General features: G+C 52.8%; 16 protein-coding genes. 13 read left to right on the top strand and 3 right to left on the bottom strand.

The window, feature by feature from the left end:
• Positions 1 to 313: 313 nt before the first annotated feature.
• From FYJ85_RS21290 to FYJ85_RS21245, 9 genes are all read left to right on the top strand, one after another.
• The gene (locus FYJ85_RS21290; RefSeq protein WP_206213383.1) at positions 314 to 745 is read left to right on the top strand and encodes a MarR family winged helix-turn-helix transcriptional regulator; all 432 of its coding nucleotides are present in this window, start codon (positions 314 to 316) and stop codon (positions 743 to 745) included.
• A complete protein-coding gene (locus FYJ85_RS21285) occupies positions 742 to 1,392 on the top strand; it encodes a YczE/YyaS/YitT family protein (RefSeq protein ID WP_154420713.1) in 651 nt (216 codons plus the stop codon). The genes FYJ85_RS21290 and FYJ85_RS21285 overlap by 4 nt, the downstream gene beginning before the upstream one ends.
• Before the next feature lie 264 nt (positions 1,393 to 1,656).
• Positions 1,657 to 2,667 carry a GntR family transcriptional regulator gene (locus tag FYJ85_RS21280; protein WP_154420712.1) on the top strand — a complete coding sequence of 337 codons (1,011 nt, stop codon included), beginning with the start codon at positions 1,657 to 1,659 and terminating at the stop codon, positions 2,665 to 2,667.
• A gap of 16 nt (positions 2,668 to 2,683) precedes the next feature.
• Positions 2,684 to 7,171 carry a DUF4962 domain-containing protein gene (locus FYJ85_RS21275; protein ID WP_154420711.1) on the top strand — a complete coding sequence of 1,496 codons (4,488 nt, stop codon included), beginning with the start codon at positions 2,684 to 2,686 and terminating at the stop codon, positions 7,169 to 7,171.
• A 33-nt stretch (positions 7,172 to 7,204) separates the two neighbouring features.
• On the top strand, positions 7,205 to 7,924 hold the full coding sequence (locus FYJ85_RS21270) for a type II secretion system protein (protein WP_154420710.1): 720 nt from the start codon (positions 7,205 to 7,207) through the stop codon (positions 7,922 to 7,924).
• Between the two features lie 947 nt (positions 7,925 to 8,871).
• Positions 8,872 to 9,177 (top strand): helix-turn-helix domain-containing protein, encoded by a 306-nt coding sequence (locus tag FYJ85_RS21260; RefSeq protein ID WP_154420709.1) that lies wholly within the window; start codon positions 8,872 to 8,874, stop codon positions 9,175 to 9,177.
• Positions 9,178 to 9,187: 10 nt separating this feature from the next.
• Complete coding sequence (locus FYJ85_RS21255; protein WP_154420708.1) at positions 9,188 to 11,662, top strand: phage/plasmid primase, P4 family; 2,475 nt, start codon at positions 9,188 to 9,190, stop codon at positions 11,660 to 11,662.
• A 114-nt stretch (positions 11,663 to 11,776) separates the two neighbouring features.
• Positions 11,777 to 13,204 (top strand): ATP-dependent DNA helicase, encoded by a 1,428-nt coding sequence (locus FYJ85_RS21250; protein ID WP_206213382.1) that lies wholly within the window; start codon positions 11,777 to 11,779, stop codon positions 13,202 to 13,204.
• 406 nt (positions 13,205 to 13,610) lie between these two features.
• Positions 13,611 to 14,780 carry a PDDEXK nuclease domain-containing protein gene (locus tag FYJ85_RS21245; protein WP_154420706.1) on the top strand — a complete coding sequence of 390 codons (1,170 nt, stop codon included), beginning with the start codon at positions 13,611 to 13,613 and terminating at the stop codon, positions 14,778 to 14,780.
• A 33-nt stretch (positions 14,781 to 14,813) separates the two neighbouring features.
• On the opposite strand, the gene FYJ85_RS21240 is transcribed toward FYJ85_RS21245, so the two are convergent.
• Genes FYJ85_RS21240 through FYJ85_RS21230 form a run of 3 tightly spaced genes read right to left on the bottom strand, consistent with a single transcriptional unit; the run spans position 14,814 to position 17,478 of the window.
• Positions 14,814 to 15,044: a hypothetical protein gene (locus FYJ85_RS21240; protein ID WP_154420705.1), complete on the bottom strand. Its 231-nt coding sequence runs from the start codon at positions 15,042 to 15,044 to the stop codon at positions 14,814 to 14,816.
• The gene (locus FYJ85_RS21235; RefSeq protein WP_206213381.1) at positions 15,041 to 15,655 is read right to left on the bottom strand and encodes an RNA polymerase sigma factor; all 615 of its coding nucleotides are present in this window, start codon (positions 15,653 to 15,655) and stop codon (positions 15,041 to 15,043) included. The genes FYJ85_RS21240 and FYJ85_RS21235 overlap by 4 nt, the downstream gene beginning before the upstream one ends.
• 44 nt (positions 15,656 to 15,699) lie before the next feature.
• Positions 15,700 to 17,478 (bottom strand): serine/threonine protein kinase, encoded by a 1,779-nt coding sequence (locus tag FYJ85_RS21230; RefSeq protein WP_154420703.1) that lies wholly within the window; start codon positions 17,476 to 17,478, stop codon positions 15,700 to 15,702.
• Between the two features lie 442 nt (positions 17,479 to 17,920).
• Between FYJ85_RS21230 and FYJ85_RS21225 the strand changes: the two genes are divergently transcribed.
• The 4 genes from FYJ85_RS21225 (at position 17,921) to FYJ85_RS21210 (ending at position 20,859) form a co-directional block, all read left to right on the top strand.
• Positions 17,921 to 19,096, top strand: coding sequence for a hypothetical protein (locus tag FYJ85_RS21225; RefSeq protein WP_154420702.1), 1,176 nt, complete (start codon positions 17,921 to 17,923; stop codon positions 19,094 to 19,096).
• Positions 19,097 to 19,114: 18 nt separating this feature from the next.
• Positions 19,115 to 19,663 carry a hypothetical protein gene (locus FYJ85_RS21220; RefSeq protein ID WP_154420701.1) on the top strand — a complete coding sequence of 183 codons (549 nt, stop codon included), beginning with the start codon at positions 19,115 to 19,117 and terminating at the stop codon, positions 19,661 to 19,663.
• 13 nt (positions 19,664 to 19,676) lie between these two features.
• Positions 19,677 to 20,000: a hypothetical protein gene (locus FYJ85_RS21215; protein WP_154420700.1), complete on the top strand. Its 324-nt coding sequence runs from the start codon at positions 19,677 to 19,679 to the stop codon at positions 19,998 to 20,000.
• 82 nt (positions 20,001 to 20,082) lie between these two features.
• Positions 20,083 to 20,859 carry a TMEM43 family protein gene (locus FYJ85_RS21210; protein WP_206213380.1) on the top strand — a complete coding sequence of 259 codons (777 nt, stop codon included), beginning with the start codon at positions 20,083 to 20,085 and terminating at the stop codon, positions 20,857 to 20,859.
• Positions 20,860 to 21,007: the final 148 nt, after the last annotated feature.

Below are 21,007 nucleotides of genomic sequence, written 5' to 3'. Positions count from 1 at the left end.
CAGCATTCATTGTCATTCTGCTGGCGAGTTATCTGAAGTTTTTATCGAAGGTGAAGTGGCACTTCTCTACTCTGGTACGTTTATGATGTGGAAGCTTTTTGTCTATCGTGACTTGCGACAATGACTGGATCAACTATTCATCCCGCCGCCGAATCAGAATATTTTCAACAGGAATTTGCTTTTTAGGACAGTAGGTTTTCAACAGAAGGCTGCTTTTGAGAAATCGGATAAAAATTGGATCAGTTGAACGGTCGTAACCGTCAGATTATGTCGTTTTGAAAATTGTTAGGACACTAATAATATGGGGTCTGCCATGGAAGATTCTCTGCACTACAATCTGCTGGCGGCACATACTCTATTTCAAAAGACGTTCCTGTACCGGTTGAACCGGGAATTTCCGGAGCTCCTGCCGGGACAGCCGAAAATCATCGACTATCTGATGAGCCATCCCCATTCCTTTCAGCGGAAAATCGCGGAGGGATGCCTGATCGAACCGGCAACCCTTTCCCCGATTCTGGAGAAAATGGAACGTTCCGGCCTGATCCGCCGGGACAAAACCGCCGACAACCGCAAAAATTCCATCGTCTCCCTTTCGGAAAACGGAACCCGCCTCGGCCTGCGACTCCGGGAACTGTTCCTGGAAACGGAAACAGCGGTATGCGTCGGAATAACGCCTGATGAACAGGAGCGGCTGCTGCGGATTCTGCGGAGTATTCAGAAAAACTGCCGGAAGGAACCCGCATGAAACACCGCTTCAGCAAACGCAAACGCCTGATCGCATTCTTCATCGGCCTGGTGCTGGCCGGTTTCGGCGTGGCACTCAGCACCCGCCCGGGACTGGGCACGTCGCCCATCGCCAGCCTGCCGTATGTCGTACCCTTCATCCTTCCCTGCACACTGGGGATGACCACCGTCGTCTTGAACATGCTGTTTCTGCTGATGCAGTTCGCCATATTGCGCAGCCGCTTTCAGTGGCGGCAGCTGGCGCAGTTGCCGACGCTGCTGGCGTTCGGTTTTTTCATCGACCTGGGCATGTGGCTTTCCTCGTTTTACATTCCGGAACACTATCTGCTGCGGCTGGCGGAGGAATTCCTGGGGTGCACCCTGCTGGCCACCGGCATCGCCTTCCAGCTGCTGGCCGACATCTCCTATATCCCGGGAGACGGATTCGTCCGGACGATCGCGACGGAATACCGGATTCCCTTCGGCATCGCCAAGGTCGGGGTTGACTCGTCCATCGCCATCGCCGCCGTACTGCTGTCGCTCTGCTGGTTCCAGACCATCAGCGGCATTCGGGAAGGAACGATTCTGGCCGCTCTCCTCGTCGGTGCCTTGATCCGCGCCCTCCAGCACCCGCTCCGGTTCGTCAAAAGGCAACTCGTCAAAGCCTGAGCCCTCCCCCCCTCCGCGTTTCCCTGCGGAAAATTCCACCGCCGGTCCCTTTTTGTCGCCTCCTTGGAAAACGGCGCAAAACAGGAACCGGCGGTTGATCTTCTCTCCTTCATTCACCGCCGATTCAACCTGTTTGCCGTGAAAAAAAGAAAAATCGCGTTTTTTTTCAATTCCTGTTGCATTTGAAATAAAAATGTTTTATAATTAATATGTACACTTGGTACACTTGACCCGTAATCTTTTTTTTCACGGGAGGAATTCCTCATGAGGCGAAAAATGCAGATAAAGCGCTATGACGACTTGCACGGCTATCTGTGGACCAAGATCGCCTCCGGCGAGTTTCCGGAACATTCCCGACTGCCCTCCTTCCGCCAGCTGGCCGCCCGCTTCGGCGTTTCCCAGGGCAGCGTACAGCGCTGCATCCGGGATCTGGAGGAGGACGGTCTGCTGACCGCCGTTCACGGGTCCGGCGTGTTCGTACAGTCTCCCCCCCGGCTGCTGTACGGCAGCGGGACCCGGTGCATCGCCGTCCGATTGGAACGAAATCCCGCCCGGATGCAGACCTATTGCAGCCTGGTGCTGCAAGGCATCCAGCAGGCGACCAACAATCGCAACTGCCGTCTGGAGCTTGATTACCGGCTGGCGCAGCAACCGCCGGAATCGCCGCCGGACCATTATGACGGCCTGATCCTGCTCGGCACCAACTTCGAAACGGCCCCCCTGATCCGGCATTACCCGTACCCAGTCGTCGGCGTGGAAATGAACCGCCGTCCCGAAGAAGCCATCTCCACCCTGGCACTGGATCCGTTTCTGGCCGCGGAGCTGGCGGTGGAGTATTTTCGCGCGCGCGGTCTGACCCGGGTCGAGGTTCTGACCCCGGACTCCGCGCTGCACCGGGACCGGGCCGAGATTTTCAAAAGCCGGTGGAGCCGTTACGGCAGCGCCGCGATCACGGTGCTGGGATTGGCGGACATTCCGGTTTTCCTGCCGCAGTCCGACCGGGCATATTACCTCTGCAATGGTGATCTGTATCAGCGCTGGGCCTTCGGCGTCCAGCGCGAGGGCATCCGGCTTTCCCAATATGCCAATATCGTCTCAGTGGACGGCAAGCCCCTGCTGATTGCCGGCCGGGAGCCCGGCATCGTCATTTTGCCGGACTGGGAGGAGGTCGGGCGGGCGGCGCTGGAGGAACTGTTCCGCCGTCTGGAATCGGCGGCGGACATGCCGCGGAAAATTTATTTCTCATGTACATTACGTTTTCCTCAAACAGCATAAAGAAAAGGAACAGAGCATGCTGACACGAATGACCGTCTGCTGTATGATGATGGCCGGTGCCGCGCTTCACGCGGCGGACATCGGACCGGTCGAACTGAAAAAAACCTCCAGGCCGGACCTTTTTTCCGTTTCCGAAAAAAACGGGATTTATGAAGCCGCCAATACGATCCCCTCGCGTTTCTGCACGCTGGATTTTCAACTGAACTGTCCGTGGAAACCGGAGCTAATCCTGCGGTTCGAATACCGCAACGTCTTTTCCGCCAATGAAAAAGTCTCCTATACCGGAGTCAATTTCTTCGACACGAAGAAACGTTCCACTTTTACCCGGCTGCCCGTCTCCGCGGAATGGGCGGAAGCGGCTATTCCGTTTTCCCGGCTCAGCCCCGGCAAGGACGGCGTCTTCGACGACTCGGACCGTTTTCTGCAGCTCGCCGTCTACAGCCGGATCGCCGACGGCGACGCACCGGCCAAAGTCGCGCTGGAAGTGCGCAACCTCCGCATCGCCACCGACCCCGGGTACGATCCGTACAACAGCGCGGGCCTCACGCTGCTGCCCAAAAAGGAGACGGAACCCGTGGACAAAGGAAACGGTCTCTGGGAAGCCGTCAATGACGCGCCCTCGCGTTTCTGCACTCTGGGATTCCGGATCGGCTGTCCGTGGCGGCCTGAATTAACGCTGCAGTTCGAATACCGCAACATCCCGACCGCCGGCGCCAGAATCGCCTACACCGCCGTCAACCTCTTTGATGCGGAAAAACGTTCCTCCTTCACGCAACTTCCGGTCTCCACGGAGTGGCGCAAGGCGGAAATTCCCTTTGCGCAGCTCCGCCCCATCCAGGAAGGGGTTTTCGATACCGAAGACCGTTTCATCGAACTGGATATCTACAGCCGGATCGCCAACGCCGACGCCCCCGGCAAAGTCGCGCTGGAGGTGCGCAACATCCGTTTCACCCCCGACCCCGGATACAATCCATATAATCAGGGAGGTATTAATGTGCTTTCCAGAAAGAATATGAAAAACATCCAAAAGGGGGATGCCGAATGGGAAGCCGCCAACGAAACCGCATCCCGGTTCTGCACGCTGCCGCTGCGGATCAACTGCGCGTTCCGGCCGGACCTGCTGCTGCGGTTTGAATACCGCAACCTCCCCGGTGAAGACGCGAAAATCGCCTACACCGGCGTCAATCTTTATGACGACCAAAAGCGTTCCGCCTTCACCGCCCTTCCCGTCTCCGCCGAGTGGCACAAGGCGGAAATCGCTTTCTCCCGGCTTCGCCCGATTCAGGGCGGGGTGTTCGGCGCCAAGGATCGCTTCATCCAGCTGGACATCTACAGCCGGATCGCCAACGACGACGCGCCCGGCAAAGCCACCATTCAAGTCCGCAACATCCAGTTCGCCGTCGATCCCGCATACAATCCGCTCGACGGCGTGCGCGTCTCCTACTCCGCCCAGCCGATGTTCAACTGGAAGCGAGACCCGAAAGCGACCGGCTACCGGCTGGAATACAGTCTCGATCCGGCCATGCCGGACGCCGCGACGCAGAAGGTCGAACTGGAAAGGAACTTTTTCGTCCCCCCGGAATTCCTGAAGCCCGGCCTGTGGCATTACCGGGTCACGGCGTTGCCGGAAGGCCGGGAAGTCGCCCGCGACAAACTGCTCATTCCGGAACGCAGCCACCACTGGCCCCGCCCCGCTTTCGACTTCGCCAAACTTGCCGCCACGCCCCATCCCCGGCTGCTGCCGCTGGCGCGCTATTATGCGGAAATCAACGGCACCAATCAGGAAAAAACCGCGGAAAAACTCCTGAATTTTACCGTCCCCCCCAATCCGGAACCCTACCGGGAGGGCGCCGATCCCAATATCCGCGCCTGGGTGGAGTGGTACGGCAAAATCGCCGGCGGCGTCATTTCCTCCACCGGCAACAAACTCTCCATCGTCGGTCAGTCCGCCATGCTGACCGGCCGGGAAGACCTCAAACAGAAAGCCCGCGAACTGGTGCTGGCGGTCAGCCGCACCTGGGATCCGGAGAGCGGCAGCCAGATGAAGCGCGCCGACCTGCAGGCGGCCAATCTGCTGATGGGCATGGGCTACTGTTTCGACGCCGCCTACGACCTCATGACGCCGGAGGAGCGCGCCGAAGCCAGCAAGGCGATCGAAACGCGCGGGCGGCAATTCTGGGTGGATGCCAATCCGTTCCGGGGCAACGAATCGCAGAATCACCCCTGGGACCGGGCCCAGGCGCTGGCTTTCGCCGCGGTCACGCTGGCGGAAAATCCGGAGAGCCGCGAATGGTTTGATTTCGTCGCCGACCTGTACGCCACGCGCTTTCTGCCGTCGCTCGGTTTCGACGGGGAAAACAATGAAGGCCTGGCCTACTGGAGTTACGGCCTCGGCCTGGCCATCCGCTATGTGGATCTGGTCAAAAGCGTTGCGGGCATGAATTATTACACGCAGCCGTGGCTGGCGAAAACCGCCCGGTTCCCGCTGTACTGTGCGCCGCCCGACGGTTTCTGGGGCTCCTTCGCCGACAACGGCAAACCGAACCACGCCGCCCGCGGACCGGTCAACCGGGAATTCACCCGCCGCCTGGCGCGCCAGACCGGCGACCCGGTCGCCCTCTGGTATGCCGGGTTTCCCCGGGACGGCGAACTGCAGGCGCAGCCGCCGACCGGTATCCCGCAGTCAGTCGTTTATCCGCACATCGGACTGGCGGTCTTCAACACCTTTCTCGCGGACGGACGGGAAAACGTCGCGGTGGGTTTTCACAGCGGAAAATTTTTCGCCGGTCACCAGCATGCCGACCAGAATGCCTTCGTCATCAACGCCTACGGCGATAAACTCGCCATCGACGGCGGCTATTACGACTGGTACGGCAGCAAGCATTTCAAAGCCTACAGCGTCCATACGCAGGCCCACAACACCATTCTGGTCAACGGCGAAGGCCAGTCCTGGAACAAGAAGGACGCGGACGGCAGGTTGACCGCGACCTTCGACTCTCCCGGTTTCGGCTACGCCGCGGGCGACGCCTCCGCTCCGAAAGTGTACAATGGGAAGCTGTCGAAATTCAACCGGCGGCTGCTCTTCGTCAAACCGTCCGTGGTGGTGATTTTCGATGAACTTGCGGCAAAAGAACCGTCCACGTTCCGCTGGCAGCTCCTTTCCCACACCGAGGAAATGAAAGACACCCGCGCGGAAGGGTCCAATTTCTCCATCGTCCGCCCCCTCGCCCGGCTGGACGGCCGCATGCTGCTGCCGGAAAACACCGCCATGCAGGTCGAAAAAGCCTATTCCGTCGATCCGGTGCAGGGCTATTCCGTGGACGTGATTCCGCATCCCCAGCCGGAATGGCGCCTCTTCACGGAAAACGCCGCGCCCGCCGCCGCAACGGAATTTCTCGCCGCCATGCGCATCGCCCGCGCCGGCGACCAGGCCGCGCCCCCGGAATACCGCACCCTTCAGACCGCCGGAGCCGCCGGCGTCGAAACCCGGGACGGCGACGACCGGATCATCGCCCTCTTCAATCGCCGTCCCGGAAAATCGTTCACGCTGGAAAACATCACCACCGACGCCGAAACCGCCGCGCTGCGGATCGCTCCGGACGGCACGGTGCGCGACGCCATGATTTCCGGCGGCACCACCCTCCGGTTCCAGGACCGGGAACTGCTCCGGCTGGACGCGCCGGGCGCCGCGGCTCTGCAAAAACCTCGAACCGCCGCTCCGGAGAAAGTGCAAATCCTCACCATCAACGATGTTCCGATGCAACTTGAACGTCACGTAGTTTCCCGGTCGGACGGCAGCAGCACTACGTTGTACACCGGAACGCTGGAAATCCCCGCCGACGCCAGACTGAACATGCAGGTCGGCAGCGACGATGACCGGCCGGTCCATTTCGTCCTCTCCAACGGTTCCGCCCGCCATACCAACACATTGTCCGGGAACTCCGCGACCCTCTTTCTGAATCAGGGAACCTATCTGTTCTATCTTGCCACCGCCGGAAACCTGCGGAGTGTCGCCCTCCGGACTTCGGACGCCGGTCGCGCCCGGGGCATCATGCACCCGGCGGATTACCGTCTGCCGGAAAACGCAGTGCTGGTGGAAGCCGAGAATCCCACTCCGGAAACCCGGAACTCGGTGGAAATCGCCGACCGTCCCTCCGCTTCCGGCGGCAAAACCACCGCCAACTGGAGCACTGCCGGCCAATTCGCGGAATGGTCCTTCCGGGTGCCGGAGTCCGGACGTTACCGGTTGCTGATCCGCACCGCCACCTCCTATTCCCAGATCTTCCGGGAAATCACCATCGACGGCAAGGCGCCGTCCGGGAACATCGGCACGCTCCAGTGGGGCAGCACCGGCGGTTTCGGATACAGCCCCGAAGAATGGCGCTGGGTGGAACTGCCCTGCGACCTGACGCTTTCCGCCGGGGAACACCGGCTGGGCATCCGGATGCTGAGCGGCAGCGCCAATCTCGACTGTTTCGCCCTGATCAAAGTTTCCGACCAATAATCATACCCCATTTTTTGCAGAAAGGAGCATGCCATGAAGAAGACCTTCACCCTGATCGAGCTGCTGGTGGTGATCGCGATCATCGCGATTCTCGCCTCCATGCTGCTGCCGTCGCTCAACCGGGCGCGCATGACCGCCTACAAGGCCTCCTGCCTCAATGTCGCCAAACAAATGGGGGTGGCCAGCCAGCTCTATTCTTCCGACCATGACGGTTTGACACTGCCGGCGATCTGGGGAAGGAACATGTTTTTCTTTGAGACGATGAGCAAATATTTTCCGGCATTTTTCACGCGCCTCAACCGGAACACCGGGAAAAGAGTCACTGCCGTGCCGCTCTGCCCCGCCGCCCATACGGAACACGGCGCCTTCTGGCGTTATGAGAGCAATTACGGTCCATGGTCCACCGAATACTCGAGTTATATGTTTCAGCACTGCGGCGGATACACCTATTCCTACTGGTTCGGCTACTGGACCGGCAGCGGCGATCCCCAGAAGCCGACCATCAAACTCGGCGCCATCAAACGGCCGTCCGCCAAAATTCAAATCGCCGACGGGTATTACTCCACCACCTGGTTCAGCAGCGTCACTTCCTGGGGACAGGATTCGCTGCCGGACGTCTCCTTCAAGCGCCACAGCCACGGCAAGGAAGCCAATGTGCTTTTCATCGACGGCCATGCCGCCGCCGTCCCGCGAATCATCCGCCTTACCAATGAGCAATTCAACGAGTGGTTCGTCCCGCGGGAAAACTTTTAATAAACAGAAAAGGGTGTAAAGTATCAATAAAAAAAGGAAAATCCCATGTTTCGCACACTACTTTTTCTGTATTCTGTTCCCGACACCGGCATGGAGCGCCGCCCCGCCCCCGGCACAACCGGCCCCGTCGTTCGAAAGAGTCCCCGTCCCGTACGTTGAACTGCCTTATGCCCCCGGCGTCGGCGACCGCCACAATGCCGCCATCAACGTCCTCTGGGCCGACGGGCACGCCGACACCCAGCGCCAGAAGGTGCTGGAGGCGGGGATGACTTCGGAAAAGAACCCAGCCGGAAAAATACTACTACGAAAGAGTCAAATAACGTTTCTTTCCGGTTGCGGCAATTCAAAAAAACGGCGGAACATTCCGCCGTTTTTTTATGGCGCCGATTCCGCGTTTCAACGAACCTTCACGCCGTCCCGGCCGTGCGCGACCGCCATGCGATGTCCCGGGTGTTTTCAGCCGGACCTGGAAAAACCGCCCATGGGGGTGATCATGCCCCTGCAGCGGAGAAGGCCCGCGGAAACGTGATCAACGGAAGTGTTTTTTGGGGGAAATTTTCTCCCTTTTTTCCTCCACGATATCCCCGAGAGTCGTTTTTCGACTTGCCATGCGGTCTTTTTTTTTGTTATATTATTATGGTAGAGCGATTCTGTATTTTTTCAAAAGTTCTTTGCGTCAGACTCAAGGTCCGGCCGGTAGAAACCCGTATACAGGAAGGACAAGTGTGGAATAAAAATATGATTCACTAGATACCATATAGAACCTGCAAAAAATCAAAATTGCAGTTTTTTTTAAAAAAGTACAATTTTTTTCTGAGGTTGAATACACAGCAAAGTGCATTCAACCTTTTCTATTTTTGCAGAAAATTGCAGAACCTGAATATAATTATGATCAGTTTCATGAAACGACACGAAGTATCATCAATCACCTAAAGGAGAAAAAAGTAATGAAGGTCAAAACACCAACTCCGGCAGTTTTGTCTGCGGCAGTCGCAATCCTGCAACCGTATATCCCTGAGCTTTCGCCGCACAATCTGATTGAGGCACTCAAAAACCATAATCCGGCTGAGCCGAAGGAGGCCGTAAAACAGCAACCGCTGACTCGTCAGGAGGTAGCCAAACTGCTTCGGATCAGTTTGAATACGGTGAACCGTTATCTCAATCAGGGGAAGTTGCAACGGGTTCAACTATCATCACACGCAGTCCGCATCAGTCCGGAAAGCGTGGACACATTGTTAAATAATCAGAAATGAGAGGTTATCTATGAATAATAAAAAAATAGGGGTCCCCGCCAAGTTGCAGTTGACCAGGGACCAGAGAACACTCTGTAATAACAATAGCGTCAAATCGCATCAGGAAAGGCAGGACGCTGAAATGCTGCTGCAGCAGATATCGGCTGACTTGCCATATACCGAGTGGTTTCGGGTAGCTGCTGCACTGAAAGGATGCGGAGTAAACTTCTCCGTCTTCGATGAATGGTCCGCAACCACACCGGAGAGATATGATGCGGAAGTCGCTCAGAAGACCTGGAATCGGGCTGCAGCAGAAGGAAAGGAACGAGTTGGAATCGGCACGTTGAAGATGCTGACCGGACAGTTTCCGAAGTCACAGCCGGCGTCCCCGGCAGAAATGTTGCCAGTACCGCAAGGCAAAGAGGCAATGGCAACCCAGGCCATAACCTTTATGGAAAAAATGTTTATGCCCGGGGAATACTTTGAACTCGTAATACAGTCGATCTGTCAGGAAGGCAAATACCGCCCCTTACGTTCTGCTCAAGCGGTGAAGAAACGTTTCGATGACAGCCAACGGGACTCCACATTCAACAGTTTGCTGGAAATCATCAGCCAAACGGAACAGGGTGCATGGATATCTCTGAATCCGCTGCAGCAGCAGATCACCGGTAAGGCGCCCAAAGATTCCGACGTTACGAACTTGCGGTATACGCTTGTGGAAGCGGATGATTTATCCAAGGAAGAACAATGGTCACGCATCAGAAAACTTAATTTGCCGGTAAAAGCGGTAGTCTGGTCCGGTGGAAAAAGTTTACATGTAATCGTCAAAATTGATGCGGGACAAGATCGGAAACTTTATAGGAAACGGGTAGAGTTGCTGTATTGCTATCTGACCCGGAAAAAGTTTCCGTATGATTGCGCCAATCGCAACCCGAGCCGTTTGACTCGTGTCCCCGGCATTTTTCGGGGGGATGACATGCAATATCTGGTTGCGGAAGAATTCGGCCCCCGTTCTTGGGACGACTTTGAACGCCAATTACCGGCAGATATGAAGAAAAAACCGGATCGCCGAGCGTTGACATCGCCTGTCAATGGTATGCTCGGCGGACGTCCTCCCATGCCGATAACTCAATTGGCACGACAGTTCGCTGCTGAAAACAGCCTTGCAGAACAGTATACTTTGCGGTGTTGGCGGGATATGTGGTGGCACTATTCCGACTATGCTTGGCGGGAACTCCCGGTACAGGATCTGGAAATGATGGTGACAGGTTTTTTACAACGCCAGAAAATGGAAGAGCAAATGCGTATTGGCAACAACGTAATCAATGATGTCATTGCCAACCTTCGTGCCGATGAGTTATGCGGTTTGCCGCGGCATAAGTATAACATGCCATGTTTTCTACCGGATGGCGAATCAGCGGAAGACTTCATGAGTTTCAGAAACGGGCTTGCAAAACTCTCGCCTCTTTGGTTGTTTCCTGACACTCCGGCAGAGTTGTTGCCGCATACTCCCAGATTTTTCAGTCGGCGTGATGTGGACTACGATTTTCTACCGGAAGCAGAGTGTCCGGAATGGAACAACTATCTGGAAACTACCTTCGACACCCCGGAGATGAGGACTGCCCTGCAAATGTGCTTTGGCTATATCCTCTCTCGGAAGCAGTGTTTCAATATCGGTTTCTTCTGGATCGGATGCGGCGGAGATGGCAAATCGGTTGCAGCACATATTCTTCGCAAGCTGGTAGGAGAAAGTAATACCTGCTGCCTTCCCTTCGGGGACCTCGGCAACCGTTTTTCTTCCTGGCTTCTGACAGAACATACCCTCAATCTGGTTGAGGAACTGCCTGTCAATGGAGAGCAGAAAAACCTTGCAGACAGTGAAAAGGTCTTTAAAATGGTTACGGATGGAGCAGTCATCCCTGCCGAACGTAAATTCCAAGCGCCGACAGATGCGCGGGCCAAAGCACGCTGTGTATTTCTCGCCAATGAATTGCCGACTTTCTTGGATCGCACGGATGGTTTGTGGGACCGGCTGGTTGTTCTGCAATTCACCCGCCGCTTTCGTAATACAGGAGATGAAAAGCCGGGCTTGAAGTACCAGTTGGAACAAGAATTACCGGGGATTTTCAACTGGGCCATAACTGGAATGCGCCAGCTTTCTCAACATACTCGTTTCCCAATTCCGGAAGCAGCAAGAGAACTGCAAAAGCAGCACCGTTTGAATTGTGACCATGAAGCGGAATTTTTAAGCGAAACCCTTCAGGAAGATCCGGCAGGAGTACTCGAAAGACAGTCCATTTATAGGAATTACAGACTCTGGATGGAAGAACACGGTTATCGCCCGGTGGGGCAGAATCGGTTCAATGCTGCAGTACAGGCACGCTTCCCCGAAGTCAGGATTGGACGGATACGATCCCCCCGGGATCTCCAAGTCTGGTTCGGCATCCGGTACTGCGCTTGTAATATTGGTGGTGGGGACGGTGGGAACACTGCCGTTATCCAGTAAGAGGAAACCTAAATAAACAACAAGAAAAAAGGGGACTGGCATGGTGACTTACCATTTAGGTTTTCTGAAGAAGAAACTGTCGGGTGTCACCACCGTCCCCATACGAGGATGAACATGGAATATGGTTTTCTGAATCCGGAACAACATTTCGCTCTGGAACTGATGCTGGCCGGCGAGAATGTTTTCCTGACCGGTGAAGCGGGAACAGGGAAATCGACTCTCCTGCGTGCTTTCCGGGAAAAGTGCGACACGGAACGTACGGTTTTTCTTGCACCTACCGGGCTTGCCGCATCGAATATCAAAGGGCAGACAATACACAGCTTCTGCCATCTGAAGCCGGGTCTTCAGACTCCGGACACACTTGGAGAGCTCGGCAGCTCGCGTCAGCGCCAGTTACTCAGCACGGTACGGACGATCGTCATCGACGAAATATCCATGGTGCGTTCTGATGTGTTCTCGGCAATTGATCACCGTTTGCGGGAAGCGGCAACCGGCATTAACCGCTTTCGTCCATTTGCCGGGAAACAGGTCATTGTATGCGGCGACTTCTTTCAGTTGCCGCCGGTTATTTCCACTGATACGGAGGAGTTGTACCTTCAAAACTATTTAGGCGGGAAGTATCCATTTCAAACCCGCCTCTGGGAGGAAACAGAGTTTCATCCGTTGGTACTGAAACAGGTACACCGGCAGGGTAACGACCGACTCTTTATGCAAATTTTAAACAATATCCGGCACGGCGATGTTACACAGCGCAACATCGTACTGCCCGGATCGCGTATCCGGCTCAACAGCATAGCTGTACTCAACAAACTCTGTGCAGGACATCCGCAGGACGAAGTAGGAACGGCACAGCCCATCTGTCTTTGCACTACCCGTCGTGAAGCAGAAGAAGTCAATCGCCGTTGCTCTTCTCGGCTGGATTCCAGGGAGGAGATATTCAAAGCACAGATTGTCGGAAAGTTTCCGGAAAAGGACTATCCGACAGCGGTCAATCTGGTGCTGCAACCCGGAGCACGGGTAATGACGCTGGTCAATAAACGCAATCCTGATGGTACCTATGAATACATCAACGGCGATCTCGGCGTTATCGCCGGAATTACCTGCAATCAAAACGGACTCGGGAATGTCATCGTACAATTTGACGACAACCGCGTTTCCGTGATTGAGCCGGCAAAGTGGTCGGTATACCGCTATGAACAGGAATGGGACCGCAATAGCGGGCGTGGACTGATCAAACAGATTGAGACAGGTTTCTTCATCCAGATTCCTCTCCGCCTTGCCTGGGCGGTGACGATTCATAAAAGTCAGGGCATGGGCTTCGACCGTGCACGTCTCTTTCTGGGAAACGGATGTTTCGCCAGCGGTCAGTTATATACGGCGTTGTCGCGCTGCCGAAGCCTTGAAGGCTTGCGGCTGGAACGGAAAGTGTACAAGGAAGACACCCTAGTCGATACAAATGTCGTAAACTTTTATCAACAACTGGAAAAGTCCTGCCACGAGGAGAATGTTTCCCTGAAACAACTGTTGACGCATTCGGAATGATTTGCCGTAGTTTCCCGGTGTCCTCTGTAAGAAATGATATCCGGGCAGGTAGATGACAGCAACGGATTTTCAGGTACGGCATTGACGAAGGAATACTTGCCTTTTCTTAAAGTCATTCGGTGCAGCTTCCTGAAAATCCGCCTTTTTCATTGATCTTCACAGGAAGGCAATCGATTGTTTCTTGAAAAGCCTCGATATCGGATTATATTCATTCCGGTATATTGAAGGCAACTGAGGCAAATGTAATAAGCTCCCCACGGGTGGCTTGCTGTATGGGGAGCCGGGCATCTCCCGATATTTTCCCGCTATGGATGAAACTGCCTGCAGCCATGAACCTGAAAGCCGGGTGTGAAGACCGGACCGGAAGAAATGGAACATTAACTTTACAAGCCGGCGAGGCAACATTATGACCAACGACAAACAGAACTTCTATATAGATGCAGTCAAATCAATCAAGACCGCTATCCTGAAAAGCCGTTATCTTGCGGCACGGCTGGCCAATGCGGAACAACTGAAGCTCTATTTCAGCATTGGCGGTTATGTTTCAGCCAACACCCGGCATGGGAAATGGGGGAGCGGCGCCATTGAAGCCATTTCCAGACAGCTTCAGGCCGAACTCCCCGGCCTGAGGGGATTCTCTGCGACCAGTATCCGCTATATGAGATTGTTTTATGAATCCTGGGCGGCGGACAGCAATGAAATTCATCACTCGGCAAGTGATGAATTGCTTTCCTCGGATCATCACTCGACAGGTGATGATTTTCCGGTTCTGAAGTTTTCCGGCTTCCCTCTTCCGGCAGGCGATGAATTGTCCGCTAACGAGATTCAGGCATTTTTGGCTGTCGGCTTTACGCACCACCGGTACATCCTTGCCGCCTGCAAGGAACCGGAAGAGCGCTGGTATTATATCCTCCAGTGCGCTTCCCGGTTCTGGAGTGTGGAAACGTTGAAAGCCCACCTTCAGGCGGACGACTATCACCGGCTCGGAACATTGCCGAACAATTTTGCATTGACGATGCCGGATGAAAAACAGGCGGCCCGGGCTGTCCGCGCATTCAAAGACGAGTACCTTTTGGACTACATCAACATCGAAGATGCAAGCGATGACGCAGATGTGGACGAACGGGTACTGGAAACCGCATTGGTCGGGGAAATCAAACGTTTTATTCAGTCTCTCGGTGCGGACTTCTGCTTTGTCGGCAATCAGTACCGCATCATCGTCGAAGACCGGGAGTTTTTCGTGGACCTGCTTTTCTATCACCGGGCCTTGCGTTCTCTGGTCGCGGTGGAACTCAAGCGCGGGGAGTTCAAACCGGCATATCTGGGCCAGTTGAATTTCTATCTTTCCGCATTGGACGACAAGGTGCGTCACCCGGATGAGAACAGGAGCATCGGACTTCTTCTTTGCCAGAAGGCGCGGCGCGGTATCGTTGAACTTGCGGTAAGGGACTTCAACAAACCGATGGGCGTGGCCGTCTATCGCCTCAATTCTGAAATACCGCAGCCCTATCAGTCGCTGATTCCGTTGATCGACGGCGTGGAAAAAATCCTCAATCGCGGGGTAGAAAACGAGTAGCCGGAATATTATCCGGCAGAAAGCAGCCGGACTTCATTCTGTGAAAGTACGCTTATCCGGGCCCAGCGGCATATTGGACAATTCCTTATAGATGCGGACGCTTTCCCGGAGTTCGGCTATAAGTTGGTCGTCAGCCTGAAGCTCGGCAAGACGCTCCCGGCATTCCGCACACTCTTTCAGATGGGAAGCACACTGGATGCGGCCGAGGACGCCCATTTGTCTGTGACGATAAAGCTCAAGTTTCTCACTGGTATAGTGTTTCATTGCCGCGCCTCCAACTCTCCGATGATCGCTTTCAATTTCGCCACGCAGCGGCTCCGGGCGGTATACACGCTGGAAACGGAGAGATTCAGGAACTCCGCAGTATCGGTCACACTCTTCCGTTTCATTGCGTACATTTCAAATGCCTGATAAGTAACGGATGCGACCTGGCCCCGCAGTTCCGCCAAAGCCTGTGTCATCAGGTGCTGGCGCCACTCATTTTCCCATTGCTCGTCGCAATTGCGGGATGGATCAGGTATTGCGTGTGCCAGACCGTCCAGCGGAGCCTGATCGCGGCGGGAGCGCAGAATCTTCAGTGCATGATTCGTCACGACCCGGCGCAGAAAATCGCGAAAACGTCCCTTCTTTTCATCATACCGAAAAGTCAGTTCTTCCGGAACACTATCGATATCGTACCTGCCGTGGAACAAATCCTTCTGAAAAAATTCCAGCATGACCTTCTGCACCAGTTCGGCGAGTTCCTGCGTTCGCAGACTGAAGTCCATTCCGCGCCGCAGAATCAGCGGCTTGTAAGTTTCATAAAACTCATGCCAGCCGATTTCGTCACCTTCGCGAACCTTCCGCAACAACGATTTTTTTGTGGTGTATGCCATGTTGACCATTCCTTGTAATCAACTCCCGGAAAGAAGGACGATTCTTACAGGGCTACGACAAGTTTTTTAAATGTTTCTGCGCGTTCACCAAAAAAGCGCTCCTGTTTGGCGACAAATGAAAGCCAGTATGTTTCCTGCTCGCGCTCCAGAAAGAAATCCCATTGCATGACATTGGCATTTTCACAGATACGACATTCAATTTCACGATTGCAGATATTTACCTGCAGCCATGAATGCGGATACAATGCATATCCTTCCGGCGACAACAGGAATTTCTTCCACTCCTCCTCCGTGCGTTTCGGCATCGGCGGCAGCTTGGCGATCAGGATATAATCCTGAAACAGCTTATCGGAGTCGTCAAACACCAGTAAATCAGCCTTCAGGCGTTTCAACGCCGCCGACTCAACTTTCCGAAGACTTGGCTGTGGTTCAAATCGAATGCCACTGTCACCAATCATCTCTTCCTTTTTGCGAAGTAGATCATTCATAGCAAAGGCCATATAATAGAACGATGCAACTGAGTCGAATTTCTCGAAAGCGTCCAGTTGTTCACGCTTCTCCAATCGCTTACGCTCTTCCGGGGTGCAGGTCAACTCAGACGCCAATTTTCGCAGAGACAGAATCCGGGCTGTTAATGGATTCGTATTTTTCGTTACTGCCGGTAACCGCCATGTTTCGTAATGCCGCTCTATCTTTTCCGGCCTTGGCTTCTCCCCTTTTTTCACTATGACTGGTTTCGGTGGCGGCAGGAGTGACGGTTCTTCTTCCGTTTCCGGTACTTGTGCAAAATCAGGAACAAAAACGACCTCATATTCAGCTTCCGGCAATGTTGTTGTCACGGTTGCGGCAGGAACCGGTGTTGACGGTACGGACGGCTGTTCCACAGTTGCCGAAACAGCCGGCGCTGATGTTGTGCCCCTGAAACGCGGCCCAAATATTACTCCACTGACAATAAGCACGATTGCCGCCGCCATCCACAATAACAATTTTGCAGTCGTGCGTTTATGTGCAACAAGCCGTTCACGCAGAGTTATCGGCGTTTGCTCCCGTGCAATGATGCTGTCCAGCTCTCGGGAGAAGGCATCAAGACTGGTCAGCCGCGTTGATGCACTGCGCTCACACGCACGGCAGGCCAGATGGTTCAGCCGCCGGATTTGCGGAGTGTGCGGCAGGTTCGTCGGGAGAGCCGGAAATTCCTCCGGTGCATTGCCGGTAATCATGCAATACAGAACCATGCCGAGAGCGTAGACGTCGCCCGCCTTGCCGACAGTGCCGGGCGAACTCGTGCCGTCACGAATTTCCGGAGGAATAAATCCCAGCGTTCCGGCCAGCGACATGCTCGATGTATCGGCAGTGACCATTCCGACATCACCGAGAACGGCGCGACCGTGGATAAATAAAATATTGGCCGGTTTGATGTCGCGGTGAACCATACCGACGGCATGAAGCGCGGCAAGACCGGCAATCAGTTCACGCATGATAACGGTGATGTCCAGTTGCCGGTGTTGACGGATACGGTTCTCCAAGGTGTCGGGGATGTACGAATCTTCCGTTGAAAGGTTGTCGGCGGCATCCATGGTGTACCAGAGGAAATCTTCATCCATGGCTACATGGTGAATGGAAAGCACATTCGGGTGCTCCGGCAGCGTCAGACGCAATGCCACCACACTTTTGAGTTCAGCATTCTGCTTCGTCTTCTGAATCAGCTTCAACGCCAGAATCTTACCGGTAATATCCCGGCATAGCCAGACCTCGCCATACGCGCCGCTGCCGCAACGCCGGACGAGGGTCAAATTATGAAACTGTACATCTGTGTTCAACAATTCTCTGTACTCCTTTTGCGATGTTCACGAAGAAAATATCACTCTTTGCATTGAAAATCAATTTCTGTTTAAAGAAAGACGATATGCTGAATTTGCATTTTTGTAATTATGGCAGTACATTCAATACGGATAAGTCCGGAGAAATGGACTTGTCTTATAGATCGACAGCTTGATCGGTGGGATTGCAACTCGAAGAAAACTTGCAAACTTTTTATTGAGTACCCGCAAAAACGACCGGATCAGAGCGTGCCGCTGTGCGTTTGTTCTACTGACGTACTTGTGGCACGTTCTCGGTGTTTCGTTTGCGGGTGACGGGCTTGCAAGTGCCTCTTCGTTGCAGCGAATACAGAGAACGTGCTTTTTTTCTGCACTTTTTCCCGACTTCGCGTAAGATTCCTCCTATCATGCGTAGTAGATGAAAACGGAAATATAGGAGGGCATTATGTTAGTCAGTAAAATGGTGTGTCGACTTGCCGTAGCTGCATGGATTGCAGGACCACTACTGCTTCATGGGGAATCAACGAGAACGATAAAGGAGGCAGATATTACTGCTGCATCCTGTTCCATGGCGGTTCGACAGATTGTGGGTTATTCGTATAAGGCTCCGGAACGGCATTGTGGAAAATGGGAGGAAGGACTGGTTGGTAACAGGCGGCAGAAACCTCAACCGCAAAAAAATGAACCTGAAATCCGTGCCGTTGCTCTTGGGGAAGAGAACGGTTATTATGTTTTCTTCACATTGCGATCGTTTCTTGACCCTTTTTATCCGAGCCCGATCATTCAGAATATGCCGACTTCCGTAGTCAATTCCACAGGAAAAGAAGAAGAAGTCAATTACGAGAAAAATACTTCAGCATACAACAAAGAAGTGATCAATAATAGTTCCAACAAAATAGAAAACCATCCCTATATCCGGTATTCTGAATTACAGTTAGTTTGGTACAAAGATAACGGAGGGGGAGTCCAGGAGATTATTCAGCGATGGGAGCTTGTCTCTGCGTTTGATCATGCAGAGCCGAAAGACCATACGTCCTGGACCGGATTCAAAAAAAAAGAGTCTTATGGTTCCGGCGTGTATGAACGACCGCATAACAATATTTCCGTAGAGAAGCATTTTGCGCTTCAGGCAGTGGGAGGTCAAGATAATCGTGATAAGCCGAGTAACACCCTGAAAGCCTATGTCAAATATTACGATGATCATGATATTGCATTGCTTTACGTTAAAGTTCCAGTCGATCAAACTCCCATTCCTACACTGGGCTTGAAGAACCCGACCATCGCTTGCGATTTGGCCTTGAAAAGATCCGAACGGTTGTTCGGCTTTAAGTTTAATCTGATAGGAAAAGAAACCTTTCAACTGATCCAAGATCACCGATGCCCCAAACAGCCGATTGCCGGGGGAAGTGGTTTCCTGATGCTGGCCGGACTTGCCATGGAGCCGAGTACCTTCACAATACTGCTGACCGTTGATAAAGCAATTGCCATCGCTTTGGGACCGGTTCCCAATCGTACTCTTGCCGGTGTATGGGATTTTTACTCAACCATTGATGATAAAAAAATGGCGTTGATTGCAACCGAAGTCGGAAAACAGCTACTGGGTACGGTAGTCCAGCAGTGATTGTAATGGAGGTTCTGAATGCGTTTTACAATGCTGCTTTTGTCATTATTCTTGTGCCTTGGTAATGTACTCGGCGCACAGGAGAGTCCTGCTGTTGAAATTGAAACCGTATACAAGGCGGTACAGAAGAATATCTGGTTTACATTTGAAACCATGGCCAAGAACCCGTCCAACCAGAATGTGGTGAAGGTCCTTTGGAACAACGATGCAGCATGTAAAAATATTCTGAAGCTTTCCGAGTGTCCCGAAGACTTTACTGCGGCCATGATTCAAAGTCTGGATGAGTTCCGCAGTGTCGCCGCCATCATGTTTCTGAAATCAGTTCAGGGATTGGAATACACGGATGAGGAAACCAAGCGGATCAAAGCCTGGTTCAAGCTCTGCGAACAAACGGATGGCATTGCGAGAAAATATGGTTTTGAGCCGCTGTCCCTGCTTTCAGCCCCAAAGGAGCTGGATGAAAAAGAAAAGCAGGAGAAGCACGAGCAGAAAGAATTGGAAAACCTGAAAAGGAAACTGAGAGAATTGGAAGACCAATTGAAAAAGGAACAGAGAGATATTGAATGAGGAGGCGTATAACATGGAATGGTTGGCCAATATATTACTATTCGTACCGATTTTCATAGGGGTCTTCTTTTTTACTATCCTCTTTGCGCCGAGGGTCGCGTCTCTATTCGTCTCGGGTGTTTTTTGCTATCTTGGCTATAGGGGTGCAATCTTCCTAGTGAAAAACTGGAAATGGGAATGGGAATATCTAGGAGATTCGATAATTTTCTTGTTGTTATGGGCGGCTTGCGTGGGATGGCTGGTGCAAACTATACTTTCGATACTGGAGAGCGATAAAAAGGAATTGGAAGAGAAACCGAGAGAAGAGGATGAGGAGAAGAGCGATAAAAAGAATTAGATGAATAATTGAAAAAGAAAGATATATGAAAATCTCGGGATGCAGTATTATTTTGGGAGTAATCATATTATGCCTTTGGAGCATGAAAGGTTATACACAATCAAAAATTGATGAGGCAGAAAAGAAAGTTCAAATTCTCGAAGAACTGGAAAAAAACTGCATTTCAATACCGTCCTCCCAACCTGTAGATCCACAAAATGACGGGAGGGTGATTTATGTTTCCGGTCTTATCACTACTGACGAACGGCTGCATGATGAAACATTTGACTTGAAGGGCATTCATGCCGTAAAATTCGGGCGCATTGTAGAAATGTATCAATGGAGGGCATATAACGCAGGAACAAAGGAGTCGCCAGACCTAAAATACAGAAAAGTATGGAGCTCTGACGCAAGACCATCTTCCGGTGATCACTTGAACCCTCCGTTTAAAATTTCCAATAAACACCTTGAGGCAAAGAATGTAATGATCGGCAAACTGCCGATATCTAGCGAATTGCTTTCTCTGGCTCCCGTTACGCCTTATGAATTTGCGACCCGTTATCAAAATCCCATGATTGCGGAAAGAATTTTCCTGAAAGGAGAGGAGCCGGAAAATCCGGAAATTGGTGATCACAGAGTCAGCTTTTACATATTAAGATCACATGTCGGAGTAAGTGCAATCGCCCGTCAGGAAAATGGCATTCTTTCCGGCAACTCTCTTTCTGCCGAGTGTGACTTAGAACCAAGTATCACGCATACCATGTGCCGAAAAGACATGTGGAAAAATTTGCAGAAAAAATATGAAGTTAGTAAATCATTACCAAAAGAAACAAAAGAATATATTAATTTTAATCATATAATTATACTAAAGTTTTCCTGAAACTGGTTCGATGAGAAGTACTATACAACGGAGAAAATGGAAAAGCAAGCAGAAAATCCGTGGGAGCTGAAAGATTTTCTGCAACACCCTGCAAAAATGTCACTCGAGGAAATTTCGGAAGCGATTTTCCTGCGAATGTCGGCGAAAG

Origin of the sequence: Victivallis lenta (genome assembly GCF_009695545.1) — a bacterium.
Lineage (GTDB): Bacteria > Verrucomicrobiota > Lentisphaeria > Victivallales > Victivallaceae > Victivallis > Victivallis lenta.
Note: the sequence above shows the minus strand (reverse complement) of the source record. Positions and strands in the feature narration are given on the sequence as shown.